Source organism: Rhodopseudomonas palustris (genome assembly GCF_003591005.1).
Taxonomy (GTDB): domain Bacteria; phylum Pseudomonadota; class Alphaproteobacteria; order Rhizobiales; family Xanthobacteraceae; genus Rhodopseudomonas; species Rhodopseudomonas palustris_K.
Genome location: NZ_QYYD01000002.1, coordinates 265,118 through 285,052 on the forward strand (window position 1 = coordinate 265,118; position 19,935 = coordinate 285,052).

Below are 19,935 nucleotides of genomic sequence, written 5' to 3' on the forward strand. Positions count from 1 at the left end.
TGTGCGGAGGGCGCCGCAGGCGGCACGTGGCGATGCGCAAGCGTTGGCGCAGCGGCGTCGGGGTGCGCGGCGATGGGTTTCGCTGCGCTCAACCCATCCTACGAGCTGCGAACGAGGTGCGCCCCTGGTCTCCAGCGCGGCGCCTGCGCTCCCTCGCCCCGCTCTTGGCGGGGAGAGGGGTGGGGTGAGGGGCATGGCACGGCAATGGTCCGCGCCGCGGGCCGTCGGAGGAAACGATGTGGGAAGAGCTGTGCAGCCGGAGAGGCTGCCGATGGTGAGAGCCTGTGCCGGGCCCCTCACCCGGATTGCTGCGCAATCCGACCTCTCCCCGCTATGCGGGGGAGAGGTTAGGCTGCGGCTTGCCGCAATCGATCGTGTTGAGCTCCAGGCGCGGCGCGCCGGCCGGGCTTCCTCAGAGGCCGTCTTCGTCCTCGTCGTCGTGCTTCTTGCCGCCGATGGTCTTGAGCTTGGCGAACACGGCGTCGACGTTGAGGTCGTCTTCGCTCTTGCCCGACGACGGCTCGTACTCGTCCTTGCGGGTGGTCTCGGAGGCCGGCAGCAGCGTGGCGCCGCCGTATTGCTGGTCGGCGGGCTTCTCCTTGGCGGCGCGCTGCACCTCGAAGTCGAGGTCGAGCTGCGAGCACAGGCCGAGCGTCACCGGGTCCATCGGGGTCAGCGTCGCGGCGTTCCAGTGGGTGCGGTCGCGCACCGAGGCGATGGTGGTCTTGGTGGTGCCGACCAGGCGCATGATCTGCGCGTCCTTGAGTTCCGGATGGTTGCGCACCAGCCACAGGATCGCGCTCGGGCGCTCGTGGCGGCGCGACACCGGGGTGTAGCGCGGGCCCTTCTTCTTGCTGGCCTGCGGCAGAACGACCTTGCTCTCGGCGAGCTTGAGGCGGTGCTCGGGGTCCTTCTCGCCCTTCTCGATCTCGTCGCGGGTCAATTGACCGGACGAAATCGGGTCCATGCCCTTGATGCCTTGGGCGCTATCGCCGTCGGCGATCGCCTGGATCTCGAGCGGGTGCATCTTGGTGAAGTCGGCGACCTGGTCGAACGACAACGCCGTGTTGTCGAGCAGCCAGACGGCGGTGGCCTTCGGCATCAGCGGTGCGTTGCTCATGGCAAATCTCCTTTATCCCTTGCCCCTGGGACTTCTGAGGCAAGGCGGGTCATCGGTGATGACGGGAATTGGCGCTTATATATGCCGTTCGGGCCCTGCGGCGCAATGGTGCTGCGAAAGTGCAGCGGCGATCGGCCTTGACAGAGCCGCATTGCCGTCCCAATTCCTTGGATCAGGACGAACCACTCGTAAGGTCCCCAGGGGCCGCCAGGTTATCGTTCGTCGCCGCCGTTTTTCGGCCTGTGGGCAAGCTTCCCGGAACGCGCAAATATGCTGGCCAAACCGCCTCTGAAGATCGTCCTGTGCTCGCCGCGCGGCTTCTGTGCCGGCGTGGTGCGGGCGATCGACACCGTCGAGCGCGCGCTGGCGCTGTACGGCGCCCCGGTCTATGTCCGCCACGAGATCGTGCACAACAAATATGTGGTGGACAGCCTGCGCGCCAAGGGCGCGATCTTCGTCGAGGAACTCGAGGAGATCCCGGAGACCTCGGCGCCTGTCGTGTTCTCCGCCCACGGCGTGCCGAAGTCGGTGCCGGAAGATGCCATCAAGCGGAATTTCTTCTCGGTCGACGCCACCTGTCCGCTGGTCACCAAGGTGCACCGCGAGGCGGCGATTCACTTCAAGCGCGGCCGCGAGATCCTGCTGATCGGCCATTCGCATCACCCCGAGGTGGTCGGCACCGTCGGCCAGCTGCCGGCCGGCGCCGTGACGCTGATCGAGACCGCCGCGGACGCCGCGACCTTCACGCCGAAGGACCCGAACAATCTCGCCTTCGTGACGCAGACCACGCTGTCGATCGACGACACAGCCGGCATCGTGGCGATCCTGCGCGAGCGCTTCCCGAACATCTCCGGGCCGCACAAGGAAGACATCTGCTACGCCACCACCAACCGCCAGGCGGCGGTGAAGAAGGTGGCGCCGGTGGTCGACGCCATGATCGTGGTCGGCGCGCCGAATTCGTCGAACTCGCAGCGGCTGCGCGAAGTCGCCGAGCGCGAGGGCTGCCGGGTCTCGGTGCTGGCGCAGCGCGCCTCGGATATCGACTGGGCGCAGTTCGAGGGCATCACCAGCCTCGGCCTCACCGCCGGCGCTTCGGCCCCCGAGGTGATCGTCGAGGAGATCATGGGCGCCTTCGCCGAGCGTTTCGAGCTCAGCGTCGAGACGGTGTCGGCCGCCGAGGAGAACGAGTTCTTCCCGCTGCCGCGCGTGCTGCGCCCGGACGCCGCCGCCGAGTAGCGCGGCGAGGGGCCTGGCTCCGGCGGCCCGGCCTTTCAAAGCCGGCCGCATTGGTCTACCAAACCGCCACGATTCCTCGCGCACCGGGACACGCCATGGCGGTCTACACCGACGTCGCCGCCGACGACCTCGCCGCATTTCTGGCGCCCTACGATCTCGGCGACCTGCTGTCCTACAAGGGCATCGCCGAAGGCGTCGAGAATACCAACTTCCTGCTGCACACCACGCGCGGCAGCTTCATCCTGACGCTGTACGAAAAGCGCGTCGCCGAGGACGATCTGCCGTACTTCCTGGCGCTGATGGCGCATCTGGCGGCGCGCGGCGTCAGCTGCCCGCAGCCGGCCAAGACTCGCGACGGCACGATCTGCGGCACGCTGTCGGGCAGGCCGGCTGTCATCATCAATTTCCTCGAAGGCGTCTGGCCGCGCCGCCCCGGCGTCGTGCACTGCGCCGGCGTCGGCGAAGCGCTGGCCCGGATGCACCTCGCCGGTCTCGATTTTCCGCATTACCGCAGAAACCCGCTGTCGGTCTCCGGCTGGCGGCCGCTGTTCAACATGGCCGCGCCGCGCGCCGACGAGATCCAGCCCGGCCTGCGCGATTTCATCGCCGCCGAACTGGACTATCTGGAAGCCTCCTGGCCGCAGCAACTGCCGACCGGTGTGATCCACGCCGATCTGTTTCCCGACAACGTGTTCTTCATCGGCGACAAGCTGTCGGGACTGATCGACTTTCCGTTCTCCTGCAACGACATCCTGGCCTACGACGTGGCGATCTGCCTGAACGCCTGGTGCTTCGAGCCGGACCTGGCGTTCAACGCCACCAAGGCGCGGGCGCTGCTCAGCGCGTATCAGCGCGCCCGGCCGCTGAGCGAGGCCGAGCAGGCCGCGCTGCCGCTGCTGGCGCGCGGCGCCGCGCTGCGCTTTCTGCTGACCCGGCTGGTGGATTTCCTCGACGTGCCTGAGGGTGCGCTGGTCAAGCCGAAGGATCCGATGGAATACGTCCGCAAGCTGCGCTTCCAGCAAACTGTTGCCACCATCCGCGATTACGGTGTCGAAGCTGCGGGAGCGGTGGCATGAGCGACGAGGCGAAGCCCGTCATCATCCACACCGACGGCGCCTGCTCCGCCAACCCCGGCCCCGGGGGGTGGGGGGCCATCCTGAAATTCGGCGACGTCGAAAAAGAGCTCAAGGGCGGCGAACCGCAAACGACAAACAATCGCATGGAGCTGCTCGCGGCGATTTCGGCGCTGGAAGCGCTGAAGAAGCCGTGCTCGGTGGATCTTTATACCGACAGCCAATACGTCAAGAACGGTATCGGCAGCTGGATCCACAACTGGAAGCGCAACGGCTGGAAAACCGCCGACAAGAAGCCGGTCAAAAACGTCGACCTCTGGCAACGCCTCGACGCCGCGCTGAAGAGCCACAGCATTCGCTGGCACTGGGTCAAAGGCCATGCCGGCCACGCGGAAAACGAGCGAGCCGATCAGCTGGCGCGCGACGGCTTGGCGGAGAATCGGTTGAAGGCGCGGATTAGTTAGCCGCGCTTACTACGCACTGCGCGTCGTCATCCTGAGGAGCGAGCGTAGCGAGCCTCGAAGGATGCGGCTACGAATGCGTGCGGCTCATCCTTCGAGGCGCGCGTTGCGCGCGCACCTCAGGATGACGTTTACCGCGTCGTTAGTTCAGCTCACAGCTGCCCGAGCAGCGTGTCGCCGCCGGAGACTTCGACCTTGCCGGGGTTCGGCTCGAGGTTGAACGTTTTCACCACGCCGTCCTCCACCAGCATCGAATAGCGTTTCGAGCGGATGCCGAGGCCGAAACCGGAACCGTCCATTTCCATGCCGATCGCCTTGGTGAAGTCGGCATTGCCGTCGGCCAGGAAGATCGCCTCGTCGCGCTGGTCAGTGTCGCGCTTCCAGGCGTTCATCACGAAGGCGTCGTTGACCGAGATGATCGCAACGGTGTCGATGCCCTTGTCCTTCATCGCGTAGGCGTTGAGGAAGATGCTCGGCAGATGCATCTTGTGGCAGGTTCCGGTGTAAGCGCCGGGCACGGCGAACAGCGCGACCTTCTTGCCCTTGAAGATGTCGTCGGTGGTCTTGGTCTGAACGCCGTCCTCGGTCATGACGCGGAACGTCGCGCCGGGCAAACTGTCGCCTACCTTGATGGTCATCTGCGGTCTCTCCCTGAAAAGGTGCGACCGGTTCTAACCTGCGGGAATGGTACTGACAACAATCGGACGGCGGCGGGCGTCGCGAAGCTTGCTTGCTCCGCGCCTTCGTCATCGTGGGTGGAGCACAGCCTCAAAGTTCGTCATTCCGGGGCGCTCGCCCTTTGGCGAGCGAACCCGGAATCTCGGCCTCTCGGAGAGGCATCATCGCAGAACGCTTCTGGATTCCGGGTTCGCGCGAAGACGCGCGCCCCGGAATGACGTGCTTGGGGCTAAGCCGCCGCCTGATCCTTCTTCTCGTCGCGCAGTTCGCGGCGCAGGATCTTGCCGACATTGGTCTTCGGCAGCGTGGTGCGGAATTCGATCTTGCGTGGCACCTTGTAGTTCGTCAGCTCGGTGTGACAGAACTTGATGATGTCTTCCGCGGTGACGTCCGGATCCTTCTTCACCACGAAGGCTTTGACGGACTCGCCGGTGCGCTCGTCCGGAACGCCGATCACCGCGCATTCCAGCACGCCGGGATGGCTGGCGATCACTTCCTCGACTTCGTTGGGATAGACGTTGAAGCCCGAGACCAGGATCATATCCTTCTTGCGGTCAACGATCTTGGTGAAGCCGTCCGGGTTCATGATGCCGACATCGCCGGTGCGGAAATATCCGTCGGCGGTCATCACCAGCGCGGTCTCATCCGGGCGATTCCAATAGCCCGACATCACCTGCGGGCCCTTGGCGCAGATTTCGCCGGCCGTTCCGAACGGCACTTCGTTGCCCTCGTCGTCGCGGATCGACAGATAGGTCGACGGCACCGGAATTCCGATCGTGCCATTGAACTCGGTGACGGTCGCCGGATTGCAGGTCAGCACCGGCGCGGTCTCGGACAGGCCATAGCCTTCGGCGATCGGGCAGCCGGTCATCTTCAGCCACGCTTCGGCGACCGGACGTTGCACCGCCATGCCGCCGCCGTTGGAGATCTTGAGCTTGGAGAAGTCGAGCTTGTCGAAGCCCGGGGCGTGCAGCAGGCCGTTGTACAGCGTGTTGACGGCGGGGAAGCTGTTGACCTGATATTTCGACAGCTCCTTGATAAAGCCCGGAATGTCGCGCGGGTTGGGGATCAACAGGTTGACGCCGCCGGCGCGCAGGCCGAGCAGGTAGCAGGCCGTCAGCGCGAAGATGTGATACAGCGGCAGCGCGCAGACGATGAACAGCTGGTCGACATGCGGCGGCTTGGCGAGCGCGGGCTGCAGCCAGGCGTCGTTCTGCAGCACGTTGGCGACGACGTTGCTGTGCAGCAGCGTCGCACCCTTGGAGACGCCCGTTGTGCCGCCGGTGTATTGCAGGAAGGCGACGTCGTTCGGCCCGATCACCGGCTTGGTGAACTTCTGTCCGCGTCCGGCCGCGACGGCGTCGTTGTAGCTGACCGCGCCGGGCAGCGAGAACGCCGGCACCATCTTCTTGATCCTGCGCACCACGAGATTGACGATGATGCCCTTGAGGCCGAGCAGGTCGCCCATCGTGGCGACGACGACGTGCTTGACGGCGGTCCTGCTGATCACCTGTTCGACGGTGTGGGCGAAGTTCTCCAGCACGATGATGGCCTCGGCGCCGGAATCCTTCAGCTGATGCTCGAGTTCGCGCGGCGTATACAGCGGGTTGACGTTGACGACGGCGAAACCGGCGCGCAGCACGGCGGCGATCGCCACCGGATATTGCAGCACGTTGGGCATCATCAGCGCGACGCGCGCGCCCTTCTTCAGCCCCTTGCCCTGCAGATAGGCGCCGAGCGCGACCGACATCTCGTCGAGCTCACGGTAGGTGATGGCCTTGTCCATGCAGATGAAGGCTTTGCGGTCGCCGAAGCTCTTGAAGCTCTCCTCGAACAGCTCGACCAGCGACGGATAGCGCGTGACGTCGATGTCGGCCGGAATGCCCGGCGGATAATGCTTGAGCCAGACCCGCTCCATGGTGTTTTCCTCACATCGCCGGGGAGCGTGCAGCTCCGCCTTGTTGATTGTCGCACACCGCTTCGCCGCAGCGAATTCGCCGAAAGGCGCGGCAGGTCAAGCGTGGCGATGACGCGGGGAGTATTGAGGGAAGCGGCGCCCGAACGCAAGCTGACCGGCCGCCGCAGATCGGCGGGTGCAAAGCTCAGTTAACACCGCAGCGGCAAGGCGGATCGGCGGACGGTCAGGTGCCGGGCTTGGCAGGCTTGCTGTCGCTCGCGGCGTTAGCTGCGGGCTTGGCGGCGGGCTTCGGTTTCGGCTTCGCCGTCGTCGGCTTGTCGGCCGCGTCGGGCTTTGCAGCGTCCGACTTGGCGGCAGCATGCCTGGGTGCTGCGGGTTTGGCCGCGGATGGCTTGGCGGCGCTCTTGGCCTTGGGCTTGGCCGAGGTGTCGATCGTCACCGAGGTGCGGCCGTTGGATTTCTCGGTTGCGACGGCCTCCTTGGCGTCGTCCTTGGACTTGGGGCCCTTCTTCTTCGCAACGGTCTTTTTCTTGTGGCTTTCGGCCGTCTGCTGATCGGCGTCCTGCGCCGCCGTGGCGATCAGCGCTGCGCCGGTTCGGGTCGGGCCGGTGTAGACGATCACGGGTTCGGTCGGCGCCGGCGCGGCGGCGATCATATCGACCGGGCGCAGCACCGGCGGCGAGAACATCGACAGCGCGGTCTCGCCATTGGCAATCACGCTGGCGACCTGCTCGTCTTCGTCGCTGGCCGGGCGCTTGCGCTTCGGCCCGCACATCTCGTCGCGCAAATTGGGGGGCGTCGCGTCGATCGGCGCCAGGTTGTCCACGGTGCCGAGCGACGGCGTCAGCCACGCCAGCGTGTTGGCCGAAAAGCCGCGCTCGAGCAGCTGCGCGGCCTTGACGGCGCGATCCTGGCCCGAATTGGCGCCGAGCACCACGGCGATCAGCCGGCGGCCGTTGCGGGTGGCGCTGGCGACCAGATTGTAGCCCGAGGCGCAGATGAAGCCGGTCTTGAAACCGTCGGCGCCCGGATAGCGACCGATCAGCTTGTTGAAATTGTGGGTGACGCGCTTGCCGAAGCGGATTGCCGGAATGTGGACGAAGTACTCGTATTCGGGCAGGTCGCGGATCATCGCGCGGGCCAGAATCGCGAGGTCGCGCGCCGAGGTCACTTGCTCTTCGGCCGGCAGCCCGTTCGGATTGACGTAGTGGGTCTGCGTCATGCCGAGCCGCTGCGCGGTTGCGTTCATCTGCTCGGAGAAGCCGTCGATCGAGCCGCCGACGCCTTCGGCCAGCACGACCGCCATGTCGTTGGCCGACTTCACCATCATCATCTTCAACGCGTTATCGACGGTGAGCTGCGTGCCAGGGCGAAAGCCCATCTTCGACGGTGACTGCGCGGCTGCGGTCGGCGACACCGTCAGCAGGGTGTCGAGCGTCAGCTTGCCTTCCTTCACCGCCTTCAGCGTGACGTAGGCGGTCATGATCTTGGTGACCGAGGCCGGATGCCAGGGATACGTCGCGTTCTCCGCCTGCAGCACCTTGCCGCTATCGGCTTCGACCAGCAGCAGCGCCTCAGCGGCGGCGAGCCGCGGCAACGCCGTCAGCGCGATCAAGGCGGCGAGGAAAGTCCAGACGACCGGCGATTTGCGAGGCTGCGCGGTGAAGAAGTGCACTATCCGATTCCGGTCCTTGAGATCCGTCCGGAGGACGAGGTCTTTACGGGTTGACGTTCGGGTTTCAGGCGTTGGCCCAGCAGACCCGACCCTATACCGGCTCATGCTCGTCGAACAGAGTGAGGCTGCGGTTAATCGGGGATGAAAGGGGCCGAAATTCGGCGGTGCTCAGGTCTGCGCGGCTGTGTCGCCGGCCGCTGTCGCGACGGCGGCGCGCGCGTCGTCCTGGATCATGAATTGCGCCCGCGCCAGCTCGGCGAAATGGCCGCGCTGAGCGACGAGTTCATCAAAGGTTCCGCTTTCGATCACCTTTCCGTTCTCGAACACCAGGATGCGGGTGGCGTGGCGGATGGTCGACAGCCTGTGCGCGATCACGAAGGTAGTGCGGCCCTTCATCAGCTCGTCGAGCGCCAGATTGACCTTGGCCTCGGTGACGGCGTCGAGCGCCGAGGTCGCCTCGTCGAGGATCAGGATCGGCGGATCCTTGAGCAGCGCGCGGGCGATCGACAGCCGCTGGCGTTCGCCGCCGGACAGCATCCGGCCGCGTTCGCCCGCGTTGGTGTCGAAGCCGCGCTCGCTGCGCTCGATGAACTGCAGCGCCTGCGCGCGCTCGGCAGCCCGGCGCAGCTCCTCGTCGGTGGCGTCGGGTTTGCCGACCCGCAGATTGTCGGCAATCGAGCGGTCGAACAGCAGCGCCTCCTGAAACACCACACCGATGTTGCGGCGAAGCCCGGCCAGCGTCAGGCCGCGCACGTCCATGCCGTCGACTTTCACCGTGCCGGACTGTGGATCGAACGCGCGATGCAGCAGCGCGATCGCGGTGGACTTGCCGGCGCCGGTGGCGCCGACCAGCGCGATGGTCTGGCCCGGCAGCGCGGTCAGCGTCAGGTCTTCGACCGCCGGCCGCTTGCCGTCGTAGGAGAACGAGACGTCGTCGAACTCCACCAGGCCCGCGACTCGGCCAGGGTCGATCGCATCGGGCCGATCGCGCACCGCCGGCACGGCGTCGAACACCGTGATGAATTCCTGCAGCCGTGGCGCTTCCATCATCAGGGTGTTGATGAAGCTCACCACCTGTTCGAGCCGCTGGATCAGCAGCGTCGCGAACGACACGAACATCACGATCTCGCCGACGCTGGTGAGGCCCTGCTGATTGAGCCAGATGCCGAGCGCGAAGATCGCCAGCACCGTGATGGTGGTGGAGGCTTTGGTGATCACGGTCACCAGCGCCCACCATGACAGCACCGGCATCTGCGCGGCGAGCAGCTTGTCGGCGACGAAGCGCAGTCCCTGCACCTCGGCGTCGATCCGCACGAAGCTCTGCACCAGCGCGACGTTGCCGACCGCGTCGGAGGCGCGGGCGGAGAGGTCGCTGTACTGCTGCTCAACCTCGTTCTGCATGCCGTAGGTCTTGCGCACCACCAGCGTGGTCAGCACCGTGAAGACGCCGCACAGGACGAACAGCAGCAACGCCAGCCGCCAGTTGATGGTCAGCGACAGCGGCAACAGCACGAGCAGCGACAGCACCGCGGCGAAATGCTCGCGGAAGAAGCCGAGCCACACGCGCCACAGCGCATCTGTCCCCTGCAGCATCACCTTCATCAGCCGGCCCGAATGCGTGCCGGTGTGGAAGGTCAGCGGCAACTGCAGGATGTGTTCGAAATAGCTGGTGAGGATCACCTGGCGCTGGCGATGCGCCAGCCGGTCGGCGTGCAGCGAGACGGCGGCGGAGCAGACGATGGTGAACAGCCCGAACAACGCCCAGGCGGCGAGCAGCGGCCAGGGCGAGCGGCTCTCCGGCACCAGCGCGCCGGTGGCGAGATTGCCGCTCATGACGTCGACGATCCGGCCGAACAGCACCGGCTCGGCGAATTGCGCGACCGCCAGCAGCAGGTTGGCGACGGCCAGCGCCCAGCCGAGTCGCGCCTCCTTGCCGAGCAGCCCGAGCACACGGGTGTAGAGACGTAGCAGCGACATCGACCGCCCCCGAACGATGAAGCCGTAGGATTAGATGATTTGCCGCCGCAGCGGAATGTACGTGGCGAACGAAGCTGTGCAGGGACGCGGCGACGCCCGGCGGAGAAGCGGCAGGTCGATCGAACCGGGCGGCATGGTGCCGCAGTCTGCGCGCGATTCGATCCAAGCGCCGCCGGCTCCGAGGCTGCCGCGCTCAGAAAGCACTGCGCGGCAGCCTTTTCGACGAATTTTACCGCTCGCCAAGCTTTGGAAATCGAACCGGGATTTCTCAACCGCGCGGGTCGGACCTTGATCGGCGTCAACAGTCATTGACGCTCCGGATGACATGGTGACGATGCATCGCGGCCCAGGCCCTGCGCCTGGAGTCCGCCTGCGTCCCTGCCGTTCAAAAAGGAGCCAGCGGTGAGCGAGCTGATCTTCCCGATCGATCCGGGCGCCGCGCTCGCCATCCACGTGGCGTTGTCGGCCGGGATCGTCGCCGCGATCATGCTGGTTGCCGCCTGGCTGCGCGAGAAACGCTCGGGCGCCCGCGCTGACGTTCCTTATGAGGGCGGCGTTCTGCCAGCGGCGCCGCAGCAGGGGCCCGTTAACGCGCCGTACTTCCTGATCGCGGCGCTGTTCGTGATTTTCGACATGGAAGCCGCCATCCTGTTCGCTTGGGCGGTTGCGGCGCGCGACACCGGCTGGTTCGGGCTGATCGAGGCTGCGGTGTTCATCGGCGTGCTGCTGCTGGCGCTGGTGTATCTGTGGGCCGACGGCGCGCTCGACTGGCACAAGGAGCGCAAGCGATGACGCTCACGCCGAATCCGCTCTCGCCCGCCGAGCCGGTCTCGGTCGAAGAGCATATGGCGCTATCGAGCCTGTTCACCACGCTCGAGGACCTCACCGCGTGGTCGCGCAAGCACAGCCTGTGGCCGTTCAATTTCGGGCTGTCGTGCTGCTACGTCGAACAGGTGACGGTGCTGACGCCGGTCTATGATCAGGCGCGCTTCGGCGCCGAAGTGATCCGCGCTTCGCCGCGGCAGGCCGACCTGCTGGTCGTGTCCGGCACCGTGTTTCACAAGATGGCAGCACCGCTGCTGCGGCTCTACGAGCAGATGCGCGCGCCGCGATGGGTGATCGCGATGGGCGCCTGCGCCTGTTCGGGCGGCATGTACGACATCTATTCGGTGGTGCAGGGCGTCGACCGCTTCATTCCGGTCGACGTCTACATCCCCGGCTGTCCGCCGCGGCCGGAGGCGATGCTCGATGCGCTGATCATGCTGCAGCAGCAGATCGGCAGCGAACGACGCCCGCTCGGCGTCACCATCGGCAACACCGCCGGCCTCGGATTCGATGCGCCGCGTCGGCGCGACCAGCGCCACGACGAACGCATGGCGCAGACCCTTCTCGATCCTCCGGAGCGATTGTGAGCACGTCGAAACTCGTCGGCGAGCTCAGTGCGCGGTTTGGAGACGCGGTGCTGGGCGAGCAGATCACGCGCGATCATTTCCCGACGGTGTGGATCCGTCCGGAAGCGACGATCGCCGTGCATCGTTATTTGAAGGACGAGATCGAACAGCCATTCAAAATGTTGGTCGATCTCTGGGCGATCGACGAAACCGCGCGAAAGCACCGCGAGGGGCAGCCGCCGAGCGGTATCACCATCGCCAGCCATCTGCTGTCGCACGACCGCAACGCCGACATCCGGATCAAGACCCCACTCGACGCAGAGTATCCGCGCGCCAAGTCGATCGGCACCGTGTTTCCCAACGCGCTGTGGTACGAGCGCGAAGCCTACGACATGTTCGGCGTCGAGTTCGAGCTGCAGCCGCATTCGCTGCGCATTCTGCTGCCGCCCGGCTGGGAAGGCCATCCGATGCGCAAGACCCAGCCGGGTCGCGCCACCGAGCGGCCGTTGTTCAACATGACGGCGGCGCTGTTCGACGCCAAGGAGCACGCGCTCGCGGCCGACCCGGAGAAATTCGGCCTGCCGACGCATCGCGACGGCGTCGAACTGATGATCCTCAACTACGGCCCGCATTCGATGGCGACCCACGGCGTGTTTCGCATCGTGCTGGCGCTCGACGGCGAGGAGATCGTTGCAGCGCGCCCCGACATCGGCTTTCACCATCGCGGCGCCGAGAAGATGGCCGAGCGCCAGACCTGGCACAACTTCCTGCCCTACACCGACCGCGTCGATTACCTCGGCGGCGTAATGGGCGAGATGCCGTATCTACAGGCGGTGGAGAAGGCCTGCGGCATCACGGTGCCGGATCGCGCGCTGACGGTGCGGATCATGCTGTCGGAAATGTTCCGCATCATGAACCACCTCTTGTTCTACGGCACCATGGCGCAGGACACCGGTGCGATGTCGCCGGTGTTCTACATGTTCACCGACCGCGAGCGCGGCTATCGCGTCATCGAGTCGATCACCGGCGCGCGAATGCATCCCGGTTACTTCCGCATCGGCGGCCTGTCGATGGATCTGCCGGACGGCTGGGACAAGCTTGTCCGCGAATTTCTCGATTGGATGCCGTCGCGGCTCGACGACTACGAAGGCATGGTGCTGCGCAACGAAATCTTCCGCGCCCGCACCAAGGGCGTGGCGGCTTACGACACCGCGATGGCGCATGATTGGGGCGTCACCGGGCCGGGGCTGCGCGCGACCGGTCAGGCTTGGGACGTGCGCAAGGCGCGGCCTTACGCCGGCTTCGAGCATTTCGAGTTCGAGATTCCGACGGGCGTCAACGGCGATTGCTTCGATCGCACGGTGGTCCGCGTCGAGGAGATCCGGCAGTCGCTGAAGATTATCCGCCAATGCGTCGACAACATGCCGCCCGGCCCGATCAAGGCCGATCATCCGCTGACCACGCCGCCGCCGCGCGAGCGCATGCTGCACGACATCGAGACCATGATCCATCACTTCGTCGGCGCGAGCTGGGGACCGGTGCTGCCGCCCGGCGAAACCACCGGTCAGGTCGAGACCGTGCGCGGGTTGACGCAGTTTGCGCTGATCTCCGACGGCGAGCCGTCGAGCTATCGCACCCGCATCCGCACGCCGTCGTTCCCGCATCTGCAGATGATCTCCGCGGTGGCGCCCGGCATGATGGTGGCCGATCTCGTCGCTTACCTCGGCAGCATCGACTACGTGATGTCGGACGTCGACCGATGAGCCTCAGCCCCCCGATCAAGACCGCGATCGCGCAGGCCGCCGCTGCCCACGGCGGCAAGGCCGCGATGCTCGACGCGCTGAAGCTGGTGCAGGAAGCCGAAGGCTGGGTGTCGGACAAGCATCTGGCGGAGGCCGCGCGCACGCTCGGCGTCACCACCGCCGAGATCGAGAGTCTCGCCACGTTCTACAGCCAGATCTTCCGCCGCCCAGTCGGCGACACCGTGATCCTGCTGTGCGACGGGTTGAGTTGCTATCTGTGCGGCGGCGACGCGGTGCGCGATGCGGTGATGCAGAAGCTCGGCATCGGCTTCGGCGAAACTACGCCCGACGGCAAATTCACGCTGATCAACATTTGCTGCGTCGGCGGCTGCGACCGTGCGCCGGTGGCGCTGGTCGGGCCTGAGCGCAAATTAGTTGGACCGCTGACGCCGGATGCTATCGACGCGCTAATCGGAGGTGCGCGATGAGCGACAAGCCGCTCACCGGCCGCGCCCGCGCCGATCGTCAGCCACACAGCCTCGCCGCCTGGCGTGGGCTCGGTGGTTACGCGGCGGCATCGCAGGCGCTGAAGCGCCACAGTCCCGAGGCGATCATCGCGATGGTCGAGGCCGCCGGCCTGCGCGGCCGCGGCGGCGCGGGTTTTCCGACCGCGAATAAATGGCGCTTCATGCGTAGCGGCGCCGAGAAGGCAGGACCCGGGCCGCGCTATCTGTGCGTCAATGGCGACGAGACCGAGCCGGGCTCATTCAAGGATCGCCTGCTGATGGAGGCGCTGCCGCATCAGCTGGTCGAAGGCGCGCTGATCGCCGCCTACGCGATCGGCGCGAGCGAAGTGATCATCCTGGTGCGCGACGAATATCGCGCGGCGGCAGCGGCGCTGACGCGGGCGATCGCCGAGGCCGAAGGCGCTGGGCTGCTCGGCCGCGATATCCTCGGCTCGGGCTTCGATCTGGCGATGCGGGTGCACGCGTCGGCGGGCCGCTACATCGTTGGTGAAGAAACCGCGCTGATCGCGGCGCTCGAAGGCGAGCGCCCGGTGCCGCGGCATCGGCCGCCTTATCCGGCGGTGAGTGGGCTGTGGGGACGGCCGACCACGGTCAACAATGTCGAGACGCTGTCGGCGATGCCGTCGATTATCGCGAACGGCGCCGACTGGTATCGCTCGCTCGCGCGCAGTGAGGAGGGCGGCACCAAACTGTACGGCATCTCCGGCTGCGTGACGCGGCCGCAACTCATCGAAGCGCCGATGGGGACGACCGCGCGCGAATTGCTCGAGTTGTGCGGCGGCATTCGCCAGGGGCGCTCGCTGCTGGCCTTCCAGCCCGGCGGCGGCGCTACGGCGTTTCTCGAAGCCGCCGATCTCGACGTGCCGCTCGACTTCGCCCACACCAAGAAAGCTGGCTCTTCGCTCGGTACCGGCGCGCTGATCGTGCTCGACGACCACGCCTGTCCCGTCGCCGCGATCGGGCGGCATCTGCGCTTCTACGCGCGCGAGAGCTGCGGGCTATGCACGCCGTGCCGCGACGGCCTGCCGTGGGTGGCGAAGCTGCTCGACGCGCTCGAGGCCGGCAAGGGTACGCGCGCCGACATCGACGTGCTGCATCAGCACGTCGCGCTGTCGGGTCCATCCGGCCGCAGCTACTGCGATCTCAACACCGGCGCGCTGACGCCGTTGCGCAGCGGCCTCGAACGCTTCGGCGATATTTTCACTGCCCACCTTGCGGGACATTGTCCGGTGGGCCGCGCATGACCAGGAAGCTCGACATCGACGGCCGCATCATCGAAGCCAAGGACGGCGACGACCTGCTGTCGGCGTGCCTGGCGCACGGCATCGACGTGCCGTATTTCTGCTGGCACGGCGCGCTCGGCTCGGTCGGCGCTTGCCGGCAGTGCGCCGTGAAGGTGTATGCCGGGCCGGAAGACAAAGACGGCCGCATCGTGATGAGCTGCATGACGCCGGTGGCCGATGTCGAGCGCGTCTCAATCAGCGATCCCGAAGCGGTGGCATTCCGCGCGCAGGTGATCGAGTGGCTGATGGTCAACCATCCGCACGATTGCCCGGTGTGCGAAGAGGCCGGCTCCTGCCATCTGCAGGACATGACGATCGCCACCGGCCACAATGTCCGCCGCTATCGCTTCGACAAACGCACGCACCGAAATCAGGATCTCGGCCCGCTGCTGACGCACGAGATGAACCGCTGCATCGCCTGCTATCGCTGCACGCGGTTTTATCGCGATTATGCTGGCGGGCGCGATCTCGACGCTTTCGGCGCGCACGATAACGTGTATTTCGGCCGCGCCGAGGACGGCGCGCTGCAGAGCCCGTTCGCCGGCAATCTCGCCGAAGTCTGTCCGACCGGCGTGTTCAACGACAAGGGCTGGTCGCAGGACTATGCGCGCAAATGGGACATGCGGGCCACGCCGTCCGTCTGCCCGCATTGTTCGCTCGGCTGCAACATCCTGGTCGACCAGCGCGGCGGGCGGGTGCGCCGGGTGCAGAACCGTTATCACGGCGCACTCAACGGCTATTTCATCTGCGACCGCGGCCGCTACGGCCCGCTGCACGTCGTGTCGAAGCAGCGGCTGCGCGAGCCACTGCTGAACGGCGAGCCGGCGAGCATGCATGACGCCTGCGCGGCGGCGCATGCGGCAGTGGCTGAGGGCGCCATCGGCATCGGCTCGCCGCGCGCGTCGCTGGAAGCCAACTACGCGCTGCAGCGGCTGGTGGGGCCGGAGCGTTTCTTCGCTGGCGTCTCGGATGCCGAAGCGCGGCTGGTGCGGCGCATCGTCGAGATTGTCCGCGCCGGGCCCGCCAAGGTGGCGTCGCTGGCCGAGGTCGAACGCGCCGATGCGGTGCTGGTGCTCGGCGAGGATCTCACCAACGCGTCGCCGCGTCTGGCGCTGGCGCTGCGCCAGGCCGCGCGCGGCGCCGAGCGTGAGCTCGCTGCACAGAAGGGCGTGCCGCCATGGCTCGATCCGGCCGTGCGCACCGCAGGCGAAGGCCGCCGGTCGCCGATCATGCTGGTTACGCCGCTCGCTGATGACCTCGACGACATCGCGACGCTGGCCCTACGCCGCGATCCGCTGGCGATCGCGACATTCGGAGCCGCTGTGGCCGATGCGTTCGGCGGCAAGCCAGCGAGCGGCACGGACGCGCACCGTGTGGCCGAAATCCTCGCGGTCGCGCAGCGCCCGCTGATCATCGCCGGCTGCTCGCTGATGTCCCCCGAGATCGTCGAAGCTGCAGCTACCATTGCCGCAGCGATCGGCGACAAGGTGCATATTGCGTTGCTGCCGCCGGAGGCCAACAGTATCGGTCTGGCGCTGCTCGGTGGCGACGGCATCGAGAGCGCCGCGGCGTTGCTCGAGCGCGGCGCGGCCAAGACCGCGATCGTGCTCGAAGCCGACCTGTTCGACCGCGCCCTGCGCGCCAGCGTCGAGCGGCTGTTGGTGGCCGCCAAAGCCGTGGTCGCGCTGGATGCGATGGCGAGCGAGACGACCGCGCGGGCGTCGGTCGCGCTGCCGGTCGCCGCCTTCACCGAATGCACCGGCACCTACGTCAACTACGAAGGTCGCGCTCAGCGCTTCATCGCCGCGCTGCCGCCATCGGAAACGGCGCCGTCGTCGTGGCGACGACTGGATGCGTTCGGGGCCGGCGATTGGCATAGCCTGGATGCGCTGATCGGCGACCTGATTGTCGAGCGGCCCGATCTGGTCGGCGTCGCCGATGCCGCGCCGGATGCCGACTTCATGATGGCCTACGGGCAGGTGACGCGTGCGCCGCGGCCCTATTCAGGCCGGACCGCGGACGACCGCGCCGGGCAGTTCGCCGATGCGGCGCCGCCGCTCGATCCGGATTCGCCGCTGACCTTCGGCATCAAGGGCGCGCGCGGCACCGCCGTGCCGCCGCCGCTGATTACCAGCTACAAGACCGCGGGCCAGCACTCGGCCAACAACGTCACGCGGTTCGTCGAGGAGATCGGCGGCCCGCTGCGCGGCGGCGACCCCGGCGCGATGCTGCTGAAAGCGGGCGAAGCATCCTTGCCGAATGCGGCAGCGCCCGCGCCAGTTGAAGGCGACGGGCTGCTGCTGATCCCGCTGCACAATGCCTTCACCGGCTTCGATCTCAGCCGCGCTGGCCCGCTGTTGACGGCGCGGCGGCCGCAGCCGCGCTTGCTGTTGCATCCCGATGACGCCGCAACACTCCGCCTCGCAGACGGCGCAGCTGTACTGATCGACGGCCAGCCCTGTGCCGTGCCTGTCTCGCTCGACGCCTCGCTGCCGCGCGGCTGCGTCGCGATCAGCGCGGGCCTCGTCGTGCCGCGCGGGCCGCTGCACCGGTTGCGGGTGGAGGCGGCGCCATGATCGGGACGATGCTCACCGCGGCCATCTCGGTGGCGCTGATCATGGCGCTGCTGGTGATCGCCGGCACCTTCACCTGGGTCGAGCGGCGGCTGCTCGGCTTCGTGCAGGAGCGCTACGGTCCGAACCGTGTCGGGCCGTTCGGCTCGCTGCAATGGGTTGCCGACACGGTGAAGATCCTCACCAAGGAAGACGTTCCGCCGCCCGGCGCTGACAAATTCACCTACATTTTGGCGCCGGCCGTCGCTGCGACGCCGGTACTGATCGGCTTTGGTGTGGTGGCGATCGGCGACGGGCTGGCGTTGGCGCCGGTCGATGTCGGCGTGCTGTTTCTGCTCGGCATGCTGGGGCTCACCGCCTATGCGGTGCTGCTCGGCGCCTGGGGTTCGCACAACCGTTTTTCGCTGATGGGCGGCATGCGCGCTGCCGCGCAGATGCTGGCCTACGAAGTGTTCCTCGGCCTGTCGCTGATGGGCGTCGTGATGATCGCTGGCTCGCTGTCGCTGAGCGAGATTGTCGAGGCGCAGCGCGGTGTCTGGTTCGTCGCCCTGCAGCCGCTCGGCGCGGCGCTGTTCACCATCGCGGGCGTCGCCGCCGCGCACCGGCTGCCGTTCGATCTGCCGGAATCGGAAAACGACCTCGTCGCCGGATTTATCACCGAATACACCGGCATGTCGTTCGGCCTGTTTTTCCTCGGCGAGTATCTCGCGGTGCTGCTGGTGTCGGCTTTCGCGGTCACGCTGTTCTTCGGCGGCTGGCTCGGGCCGTGGCTGCCGGGCCCGGTGTGGTTCGGCATCAAGACCGGGGTGATCGCGGTCGTGTTCGTCTGGCTGCGCGCGACACTGCCGCGGCCGCGCTACGATCAGTTGCTCGGCTTCGCCTGGAAGATCGCGCTGCCGTTGTCGCTGCTCAATCTGCTGCTCACCGGCATCGTCGTGGTGGCGAGGAGCGCGTCATGATCGGATGGCTGGAAGCCCTGCTGCGGGTCGGCCGCAAGCTGTTCGTCAAACCGGAGACGCAGCTCTATCCGGAGGAGAAGCCGAAGCTGTATCCGCGCAGCCGCGGCCGCATCGTGCTGACCCGCGATCCGGACGGGCAGGAGCGCTGCGTCGCCTGCAATCTCTGCGCGGCGGTGTGCCCGGTCGGCTGCATCGATCTTTCCAAGGCGGTGGCCGAGGACGGTCGTTGGTACCCCGAACATTTCCGCATCAATTTCGCGCGCTGCATCTTCTGCGGTTTCTGCGAGGAAGCGTGCCCGACGTCGGCGATCCAGCTGACGCCGGATTTCGAGCTCGGCGAATGGCGGCGCGATGCGCTGGTGTACGAGAAGCACGATCTCCTGATTGCCGGCGAGGGCAAGGTGCGCGGCACTCGCTACTGGTCGGTGGCCGGCAAGGCGATCGCCGGCAAGGACAAGGGCGAGGCGGAGCACGAAGCGCCGCCTGTGGACCTGAAAGGGCTGCTGCCATGAGTCTCGTGCTCGTGCTCTATGCCGGTGCCTTCGCGCTCGTCTCCGCCGGGCTCGCGGTGACGCGGCCCAATGCGGTGCATGCGCTGCTGTATCTGGTGGTGACGCTGCTGGCGCTGGCCGTGTGCTTCTTTGCGCTCGGCGCGGCGTTCGCGGCCGTGCTGCTGATCATGATCTATGCGGGCGCCATCGTCGTGCTGTTCGTGTTCGTAGTGATGACGCTGCCGACCTCGCCGCAAGCGAGTGCGCGCGAGCGGCTGGCGCTGCGCGGCGCCTGGCCGGTGCCGCTGGCGATGTCGGTGTTGGTGATCGCGCCGTTCCTGTTCGGCCAGTTCGGCATCGCCGCGAACACGGCCGCGGCGCCGGTGTCGGCGCAGCAGGTCGGCCGATTGCTGTTCGGGCCATGGGCGGTCGCGATCGAACTCGCCTCGCTGCTGCTGCTCGCCGGCCTGATCGGCGTCCGCCATATCGGCCGCAGCGATCGCAGCCCGAGGAGCGGATCATGACCGGCTCCGATCTGATCGGCCTGATGATCCTCGCCGCCGGCCTGTTCGCCACCGGCGTGTTCGGCGTGCTGGCAAGGCGCGGCATCATGTTTCAGCTCGTCGCGCTGGAAGTCGCGCTCAGCGGCCCGGCGCTCGCCTTCGTGGCCGCCGGCGCGTATCACGCCGATCCGCAGGGGCAGGGCATGTTCATCCTCGTGCTGACGCTCGCCGCCGCCGAGGTCGCGGTCGGCCTCGCGCTGCTGCTGCGCATCCGCCGTGTCGCGGGCAGCGACGACAGCGATCTGATCAGCGGCATGAAGGGGTGAGC

Annotated in this window: 19 protein-coding genes; 13 read left to right on the top strand and 6 right to left on the bottom strand. The window is 66.9% G+C overall.

Annotation, left to right across the window (positions count from 1 at the left end):
* Positions 1–412 precede the first annotated feature (412 nt).
* On the bottom strand, positions 413–1,120 hold the full coding sequence (locus D4Q52_RS03170; RefSeq protein ID WP_119855076.1) for a DUF1013 domain-containing protein: 708 nt from the start codon (positions 1,118–1,120) through the stop codon (positions 413–415).
* Positions 1,121–1,390: 270 nt separating this feature from the next.
* On the opposite strand from D4Q52_RS03170, the gene ispH reads away from it, so the two are divergent.
* The 3 genes from ispH (at position 1,391) to rnhA (ending at position 3,893) form a co-directional block, all read left to right on the top strand.
* Positions 1,391–2,356 carry a 4-hydroxy-3-methylbut-2-enyl diphosphate reductase gene (gene ispH / locus D4Q52_RS03175; protein ID WP_119855077.1) on the top strand — a complete coding sequence of 322 codons (966 nt, stop codon included), beginning with the start codon at positions 1,391–1,393 and terminating at the stop codon, positions 2,354–2,356.
* Between the two features lie 95 nt (positions 2,357–2,451).
* Positions 2,452–3,432, top strand: coding sequence for a homoserine kinase (locus tag D4Q52_RS03180; protein WP_119855078.1), 981 nt, complete (start codon positions 2,452–2,454; stop codon positions 3,430–3,432).
* Positions 3,429–3,893 carry a ribonuclease HI gene (gene rnhA, locus D4Q52_RS03185; protein WP_119855079.1) on the top strand — a complete coding sequence of 155 codons (465 nt, stop codon included), beginning with the start codon at positions 3,429–3,431 and terminating at the stop codon, positions 3,891–3,893. Before D4Q52_RS03180 ends, rnhA begins: the two co-directional genes overlap by 4 nt.
* A gap of 149 nt (positions 3,894–4,042) precedes the next feature.
* Here the strand turns inward: rnhA and D4Q52_RS03190 are convergent, their stop codons facing one another.
* From D4Q52_RS03190 to D4Q52_RS26145, 5 genes are all read right to left on the bottom strand, one after another.
* Positions 4,043–4,528: a peroxiredoxin gene (locus D4Q52_RS03190; RefSeq protein ID WP_119855080.1), complete on the bottom strand. Its 486-nt coding sequence runs from the start codon at positions 4,526–4,528 to the stop codon at positions 4,043–4,045.
* A 269-nt stretch (positions 4,529–4,797) separates the two neighbouring features.
* Positions 4,798–6,486, bottom strand: a complete 1,689-nt coding sequence (locus tag D4Q52_RS03195) for a long-chain fatty acid--CoA ligase (RefSeq protein ID WP_119855081.1) — start codon at positions 6,484–6,486, stop codon at positions 4,798–4,800.
* Between the two features lie 223 nt (positions 6,487–6,709).
* Positions 6,710–8,161, bottom strand: coding sequence for a D-alanyl-D-alanine carboxypeptidase family protein (locus D4Q52_RS03200; protein WP_119855082.1), 1,452 nt, complete (start codon positions 8,159–8,161; stop codon positions 6,710–6,712).
* A 168-nt stretch (positions 8,162–8,329) separates the two neighbouring features.
* Positions 8,330–10,138: a glucan ABC transporter ATP-binding protein/ permease gene (locus D4Q52_RS03205; protein WP_119855083.1), complete on the bottom strand. Its 1,809-nt coding sequence runs from the start codon at positions 10,136–10,138 to the stop codon at positions 8,330–8,332.
* Positions 10,139–10,168: 30 nt separating this feature from the next.
* Entirely contained in the window at positions 10,169–10,447 is a 279-nt protein-coding gene (locus D4Q52_RS26145) for a hypothetical protein (RefSeq protein WP_147407738.1), read from the bottom strand.
* Positions 10,448–10,540: 93 nt separating this feature from the next.
* Here D4Q52_RS26145 and D4Q52_RS03210 point away from each other — a divergent pair, with 93 nt between their 5' ends.
* From D4Q52_RS03210 to nuoK, 10 genes are read left to right on the top strand one after another with little or no spacing between them, the layout of a single operon-like run.
* Positions 10,541–10,930, top strand: coding sequence for an NADH-quinone oxidoreductase subunit A (locus D4Q52_RS03210; RefSeq protein ID WP_119855084.1), 390 nt, complete (start codon positions 10,541–10,543; stop codon positions 10,928–10,930).
* Positions 10,927–11,550: a NuoB/complex I 20 kDa subunit family protein gene (locus D4Q52_RS03215; RefSeq protein WP_119855085.1), complete on the top strand. Its 624-nt coding sequence runs from the start codon at positions 10,927–10,929 to the stop codon at positions 11,548–11,550. The genes D4Q52_RS03210 and D4Q52_RS03215 overlap by 4 nt, the downstream gene beginning before the upstream one ends.
* The gene (gene nuoC / locus D4Q52_RS03220; protein ID WP_119855086.1) at positions 11,547–13,292 is read left to right on the top strand and encodes an NADH-quinone oxidoreductase subunit C/D; all 1,746 of its coding nucleotides are present in this window, start codon (positions 11,547–11,549) and stop codon (positions 13,290–13,292) included. The genes D4Q52_RS03215 and nuoC overlap by 4 nt, the downstream gene beginning before the upstream one ends.
* Positions 13,289–13,759 carry an NADH-quinone oxidoreductase subunit NuoE gene (nuoE, locus tag D4Q52_RS03225; RefSeq protein WP_119855087.1) on the top strand — a complete coding sequence of 157 codons (471 nt, stop codon included), beginning with the start codon at positions 13,289–13,291 and terminating at the stop codon, positions 13,757–13,759. The genes nuoC and nuoE overlap by 4 nt, the downstream gene beginning before the upstream one ends.
* Positions 13,756–15,042, top strand: coding sequence for a complex I 51 kDa subunit family protein (locus tag D4Q52_RS03230; protein WP_119855088.1), 1,287 nt, complete (start codon positions 13,756–13,758; stop codon positions 15,040–15,042). The genes nuoE and D4Q52_RS03230 overlap by 4 nt, the downstream gene beginning before the upstream one ends.
* Positions 15,039–17,657 carry an NADH-quinone oxidoreductase subunit NuoG gene (gene nuoG / locus D4Q52_RS03235; protein WP_119855089.1) on the top strand — a complete coding sequence of 873 codons (2,619 nt, stop codon included), beginning with the start codon at positions 15,039–15,041 and terminating at the stop codon, positions 17,655–17,657. The genes D4Q52_RS03230 and nuoG overlap by 4 nt, the downstream gene beginning before the upstream one ends.
* Positions 17,654–18,613 (top strand): NADH-quinone oxidoreductase subunit NuoH, encoded by a 960-nt coding sequence (nuoH, locus tag D4Q52_RS03240; protein WP_119855090.1) that lies wholly within the window; start codon positions 17,654–17,656, stop codon positions 18,611–18,613. The genes nuoG and nuoH overlap by 4 nt, the downstream gene beginning before the upstream one ends.
* Positions 18,610–19,125, top strand: coding sequence for an NADH-quinone oxidoreductase subunit NuoI (nuoI, locus tag D4Q52_RS03245; protein ID WP_119855091.1), 516 nt, complete (start codon positions 18,610–18,612; stop codon positions 19,123–19,125). Before nuoH ends, nuoI begins: the two co-directional genes overlap by 4 nt.
* Positions 19,122–19,628, top strand: coding sequence for an NADH-quinone oxidoreductase subunit J family protein (locus tag D4Q52_RS03250; protein WP_119855092.1), 507 nt, complete (start codon positions 19,122–19,124; stop codon positions 19,626–19,628). The genes nuoI and D4Q52_RS03250 overlap by 4 nt, the downstream gene beginning before the upstream one ends.
* Entirely contained in the window at positions 19,625–19,933 is a 309-nt protein-coding gene (gene nuoK, locus D4Q52_RS03255; protein ID WP_119855093.1) for an NADH-quinone oxidoreductase subunit NuoK, read from the top strand. The genes D4Q52_RS03250 and nuoK overlap by 4 nt, the downstream gene beginning before the upstream one ends.
* Positions 19,934–19,935: the final 2 nt, after the last annotated feature.

Excerpts from the sequence above, each read along its gene's own strand:
- D4Q52_RS03170 (WP_119855076.1), bottom strand. The coding sequence starts at position 1,120 with ATGAGCAACGCACCGCTGATGCCGAAGGCCACCGCCGTCTGGCTGCTC.
- ispH (WP_119855077.1), top strand. The coding sequence starts at position 1,391 with ATGCTGGCCAAACCGCCTCTGAAGATCGTCCTGTGCTCGCCGCGCGGC.
- D4Q52_RS03180 (WP_119855078.1), top strand. The coding sequence starts at position 2,452 with ATGGCGGTCTACACCGACGTCGCCGCCGACGACCTCGCCGCATTTCTG.
- rnhA (WP_119855079.1), top strand. The coding sequence starts at position 3,429 with ATGAGCGACGAGGCGAAGCCCGTCATCATCCACACCGACGGCGCCTGC.
- D4Q52_RS03190 (WP_119855080.1), bottom strand. The coding sequence starts at position 4,528 with ATGACCATCAAGGTAGGCGACAGTTTGCCCGGCGCGACGTTCCGCGTC.
- D4Q52_RS03195 (WP_119855081.1), bottom strand. The coding sequence starts at position 6,486 with ATGGAGCGGGTCTGGCTCAAGCATTATCCGCCGGGCATTCCGGCCGAC.
- D4Q52_RS03205 (WP_119855083.1), bottom strand. The coding sequence starts at position 10,138 with ATGTCGCTGCTACGTCTCTACACCCGTGTGCTCGGGCTGCTCGGCAAG.
- D4Q52_RS26145 (WP_147407738.1), bottom strand. The coding sequence starts at position 10,447 with ATGACTGTTGACGCCGATCAAGGTCCGACCCGCGCGGTTGAGAAATCC.
- D4Q52_RS03215 (WP_119855085.1), top strand. The coding sequence starts at position 10,927 with ATGACGCTCACGCCGAATCCGCTCTCGCCCGCCGAGCCGGTCTCGGTC.
- nuoE (WP_119855087.1), top strand. The coding sequence starts at position 13,289 with ATGAGCCTCAGCCCCCCGATCAAGACCGCGATCGCGCAGGCCGCCGCT.
- D4Q52_RS03230 (WP_119855088.1), top strand. The coding sequence starts at position 13,756 with ATGAGCGACAAGCCGCTCACCGGCCGCGCCCGCGCCGATCGTCAGCCA.
- nuoG (WP_119855089.1), top strand. The coding sequence starts at position 15,039 with ATGACCAGGAAGCTCGACATCGACGGCCGCATCATCGAAGCCAAGGAC.
- nuoH (WP_119855090.1), top strand. The coding sequence starts at position 17,654 with ATGATCGGGACGATGCTCACCGCGGCCATCTCGGTGGCGCTGATCATG.
- nuoI (WP_119855091.1), top strand. The coding sequence starts at position 18,610 with ATGATCGGATGGCTGGAAGCCCTGCTGCGGGTCGGCCGCAAGCTGTTC.
- D4Q52_RS03250 (WP_119855092.1), top strand. The coding sequence starts at position 19,122 with ATGAGTCTCGTGCTCGTGCTCTATGCCGGTGCCTTCGCGCTCGTCTCC.
- nuoK (WP_119855093.1), top strand. The coding sequence starts at position 19,625 with ATGACCGGCTCCGATCTGATCGGCCTGATGATCCTCGCCGCCGGCCTG.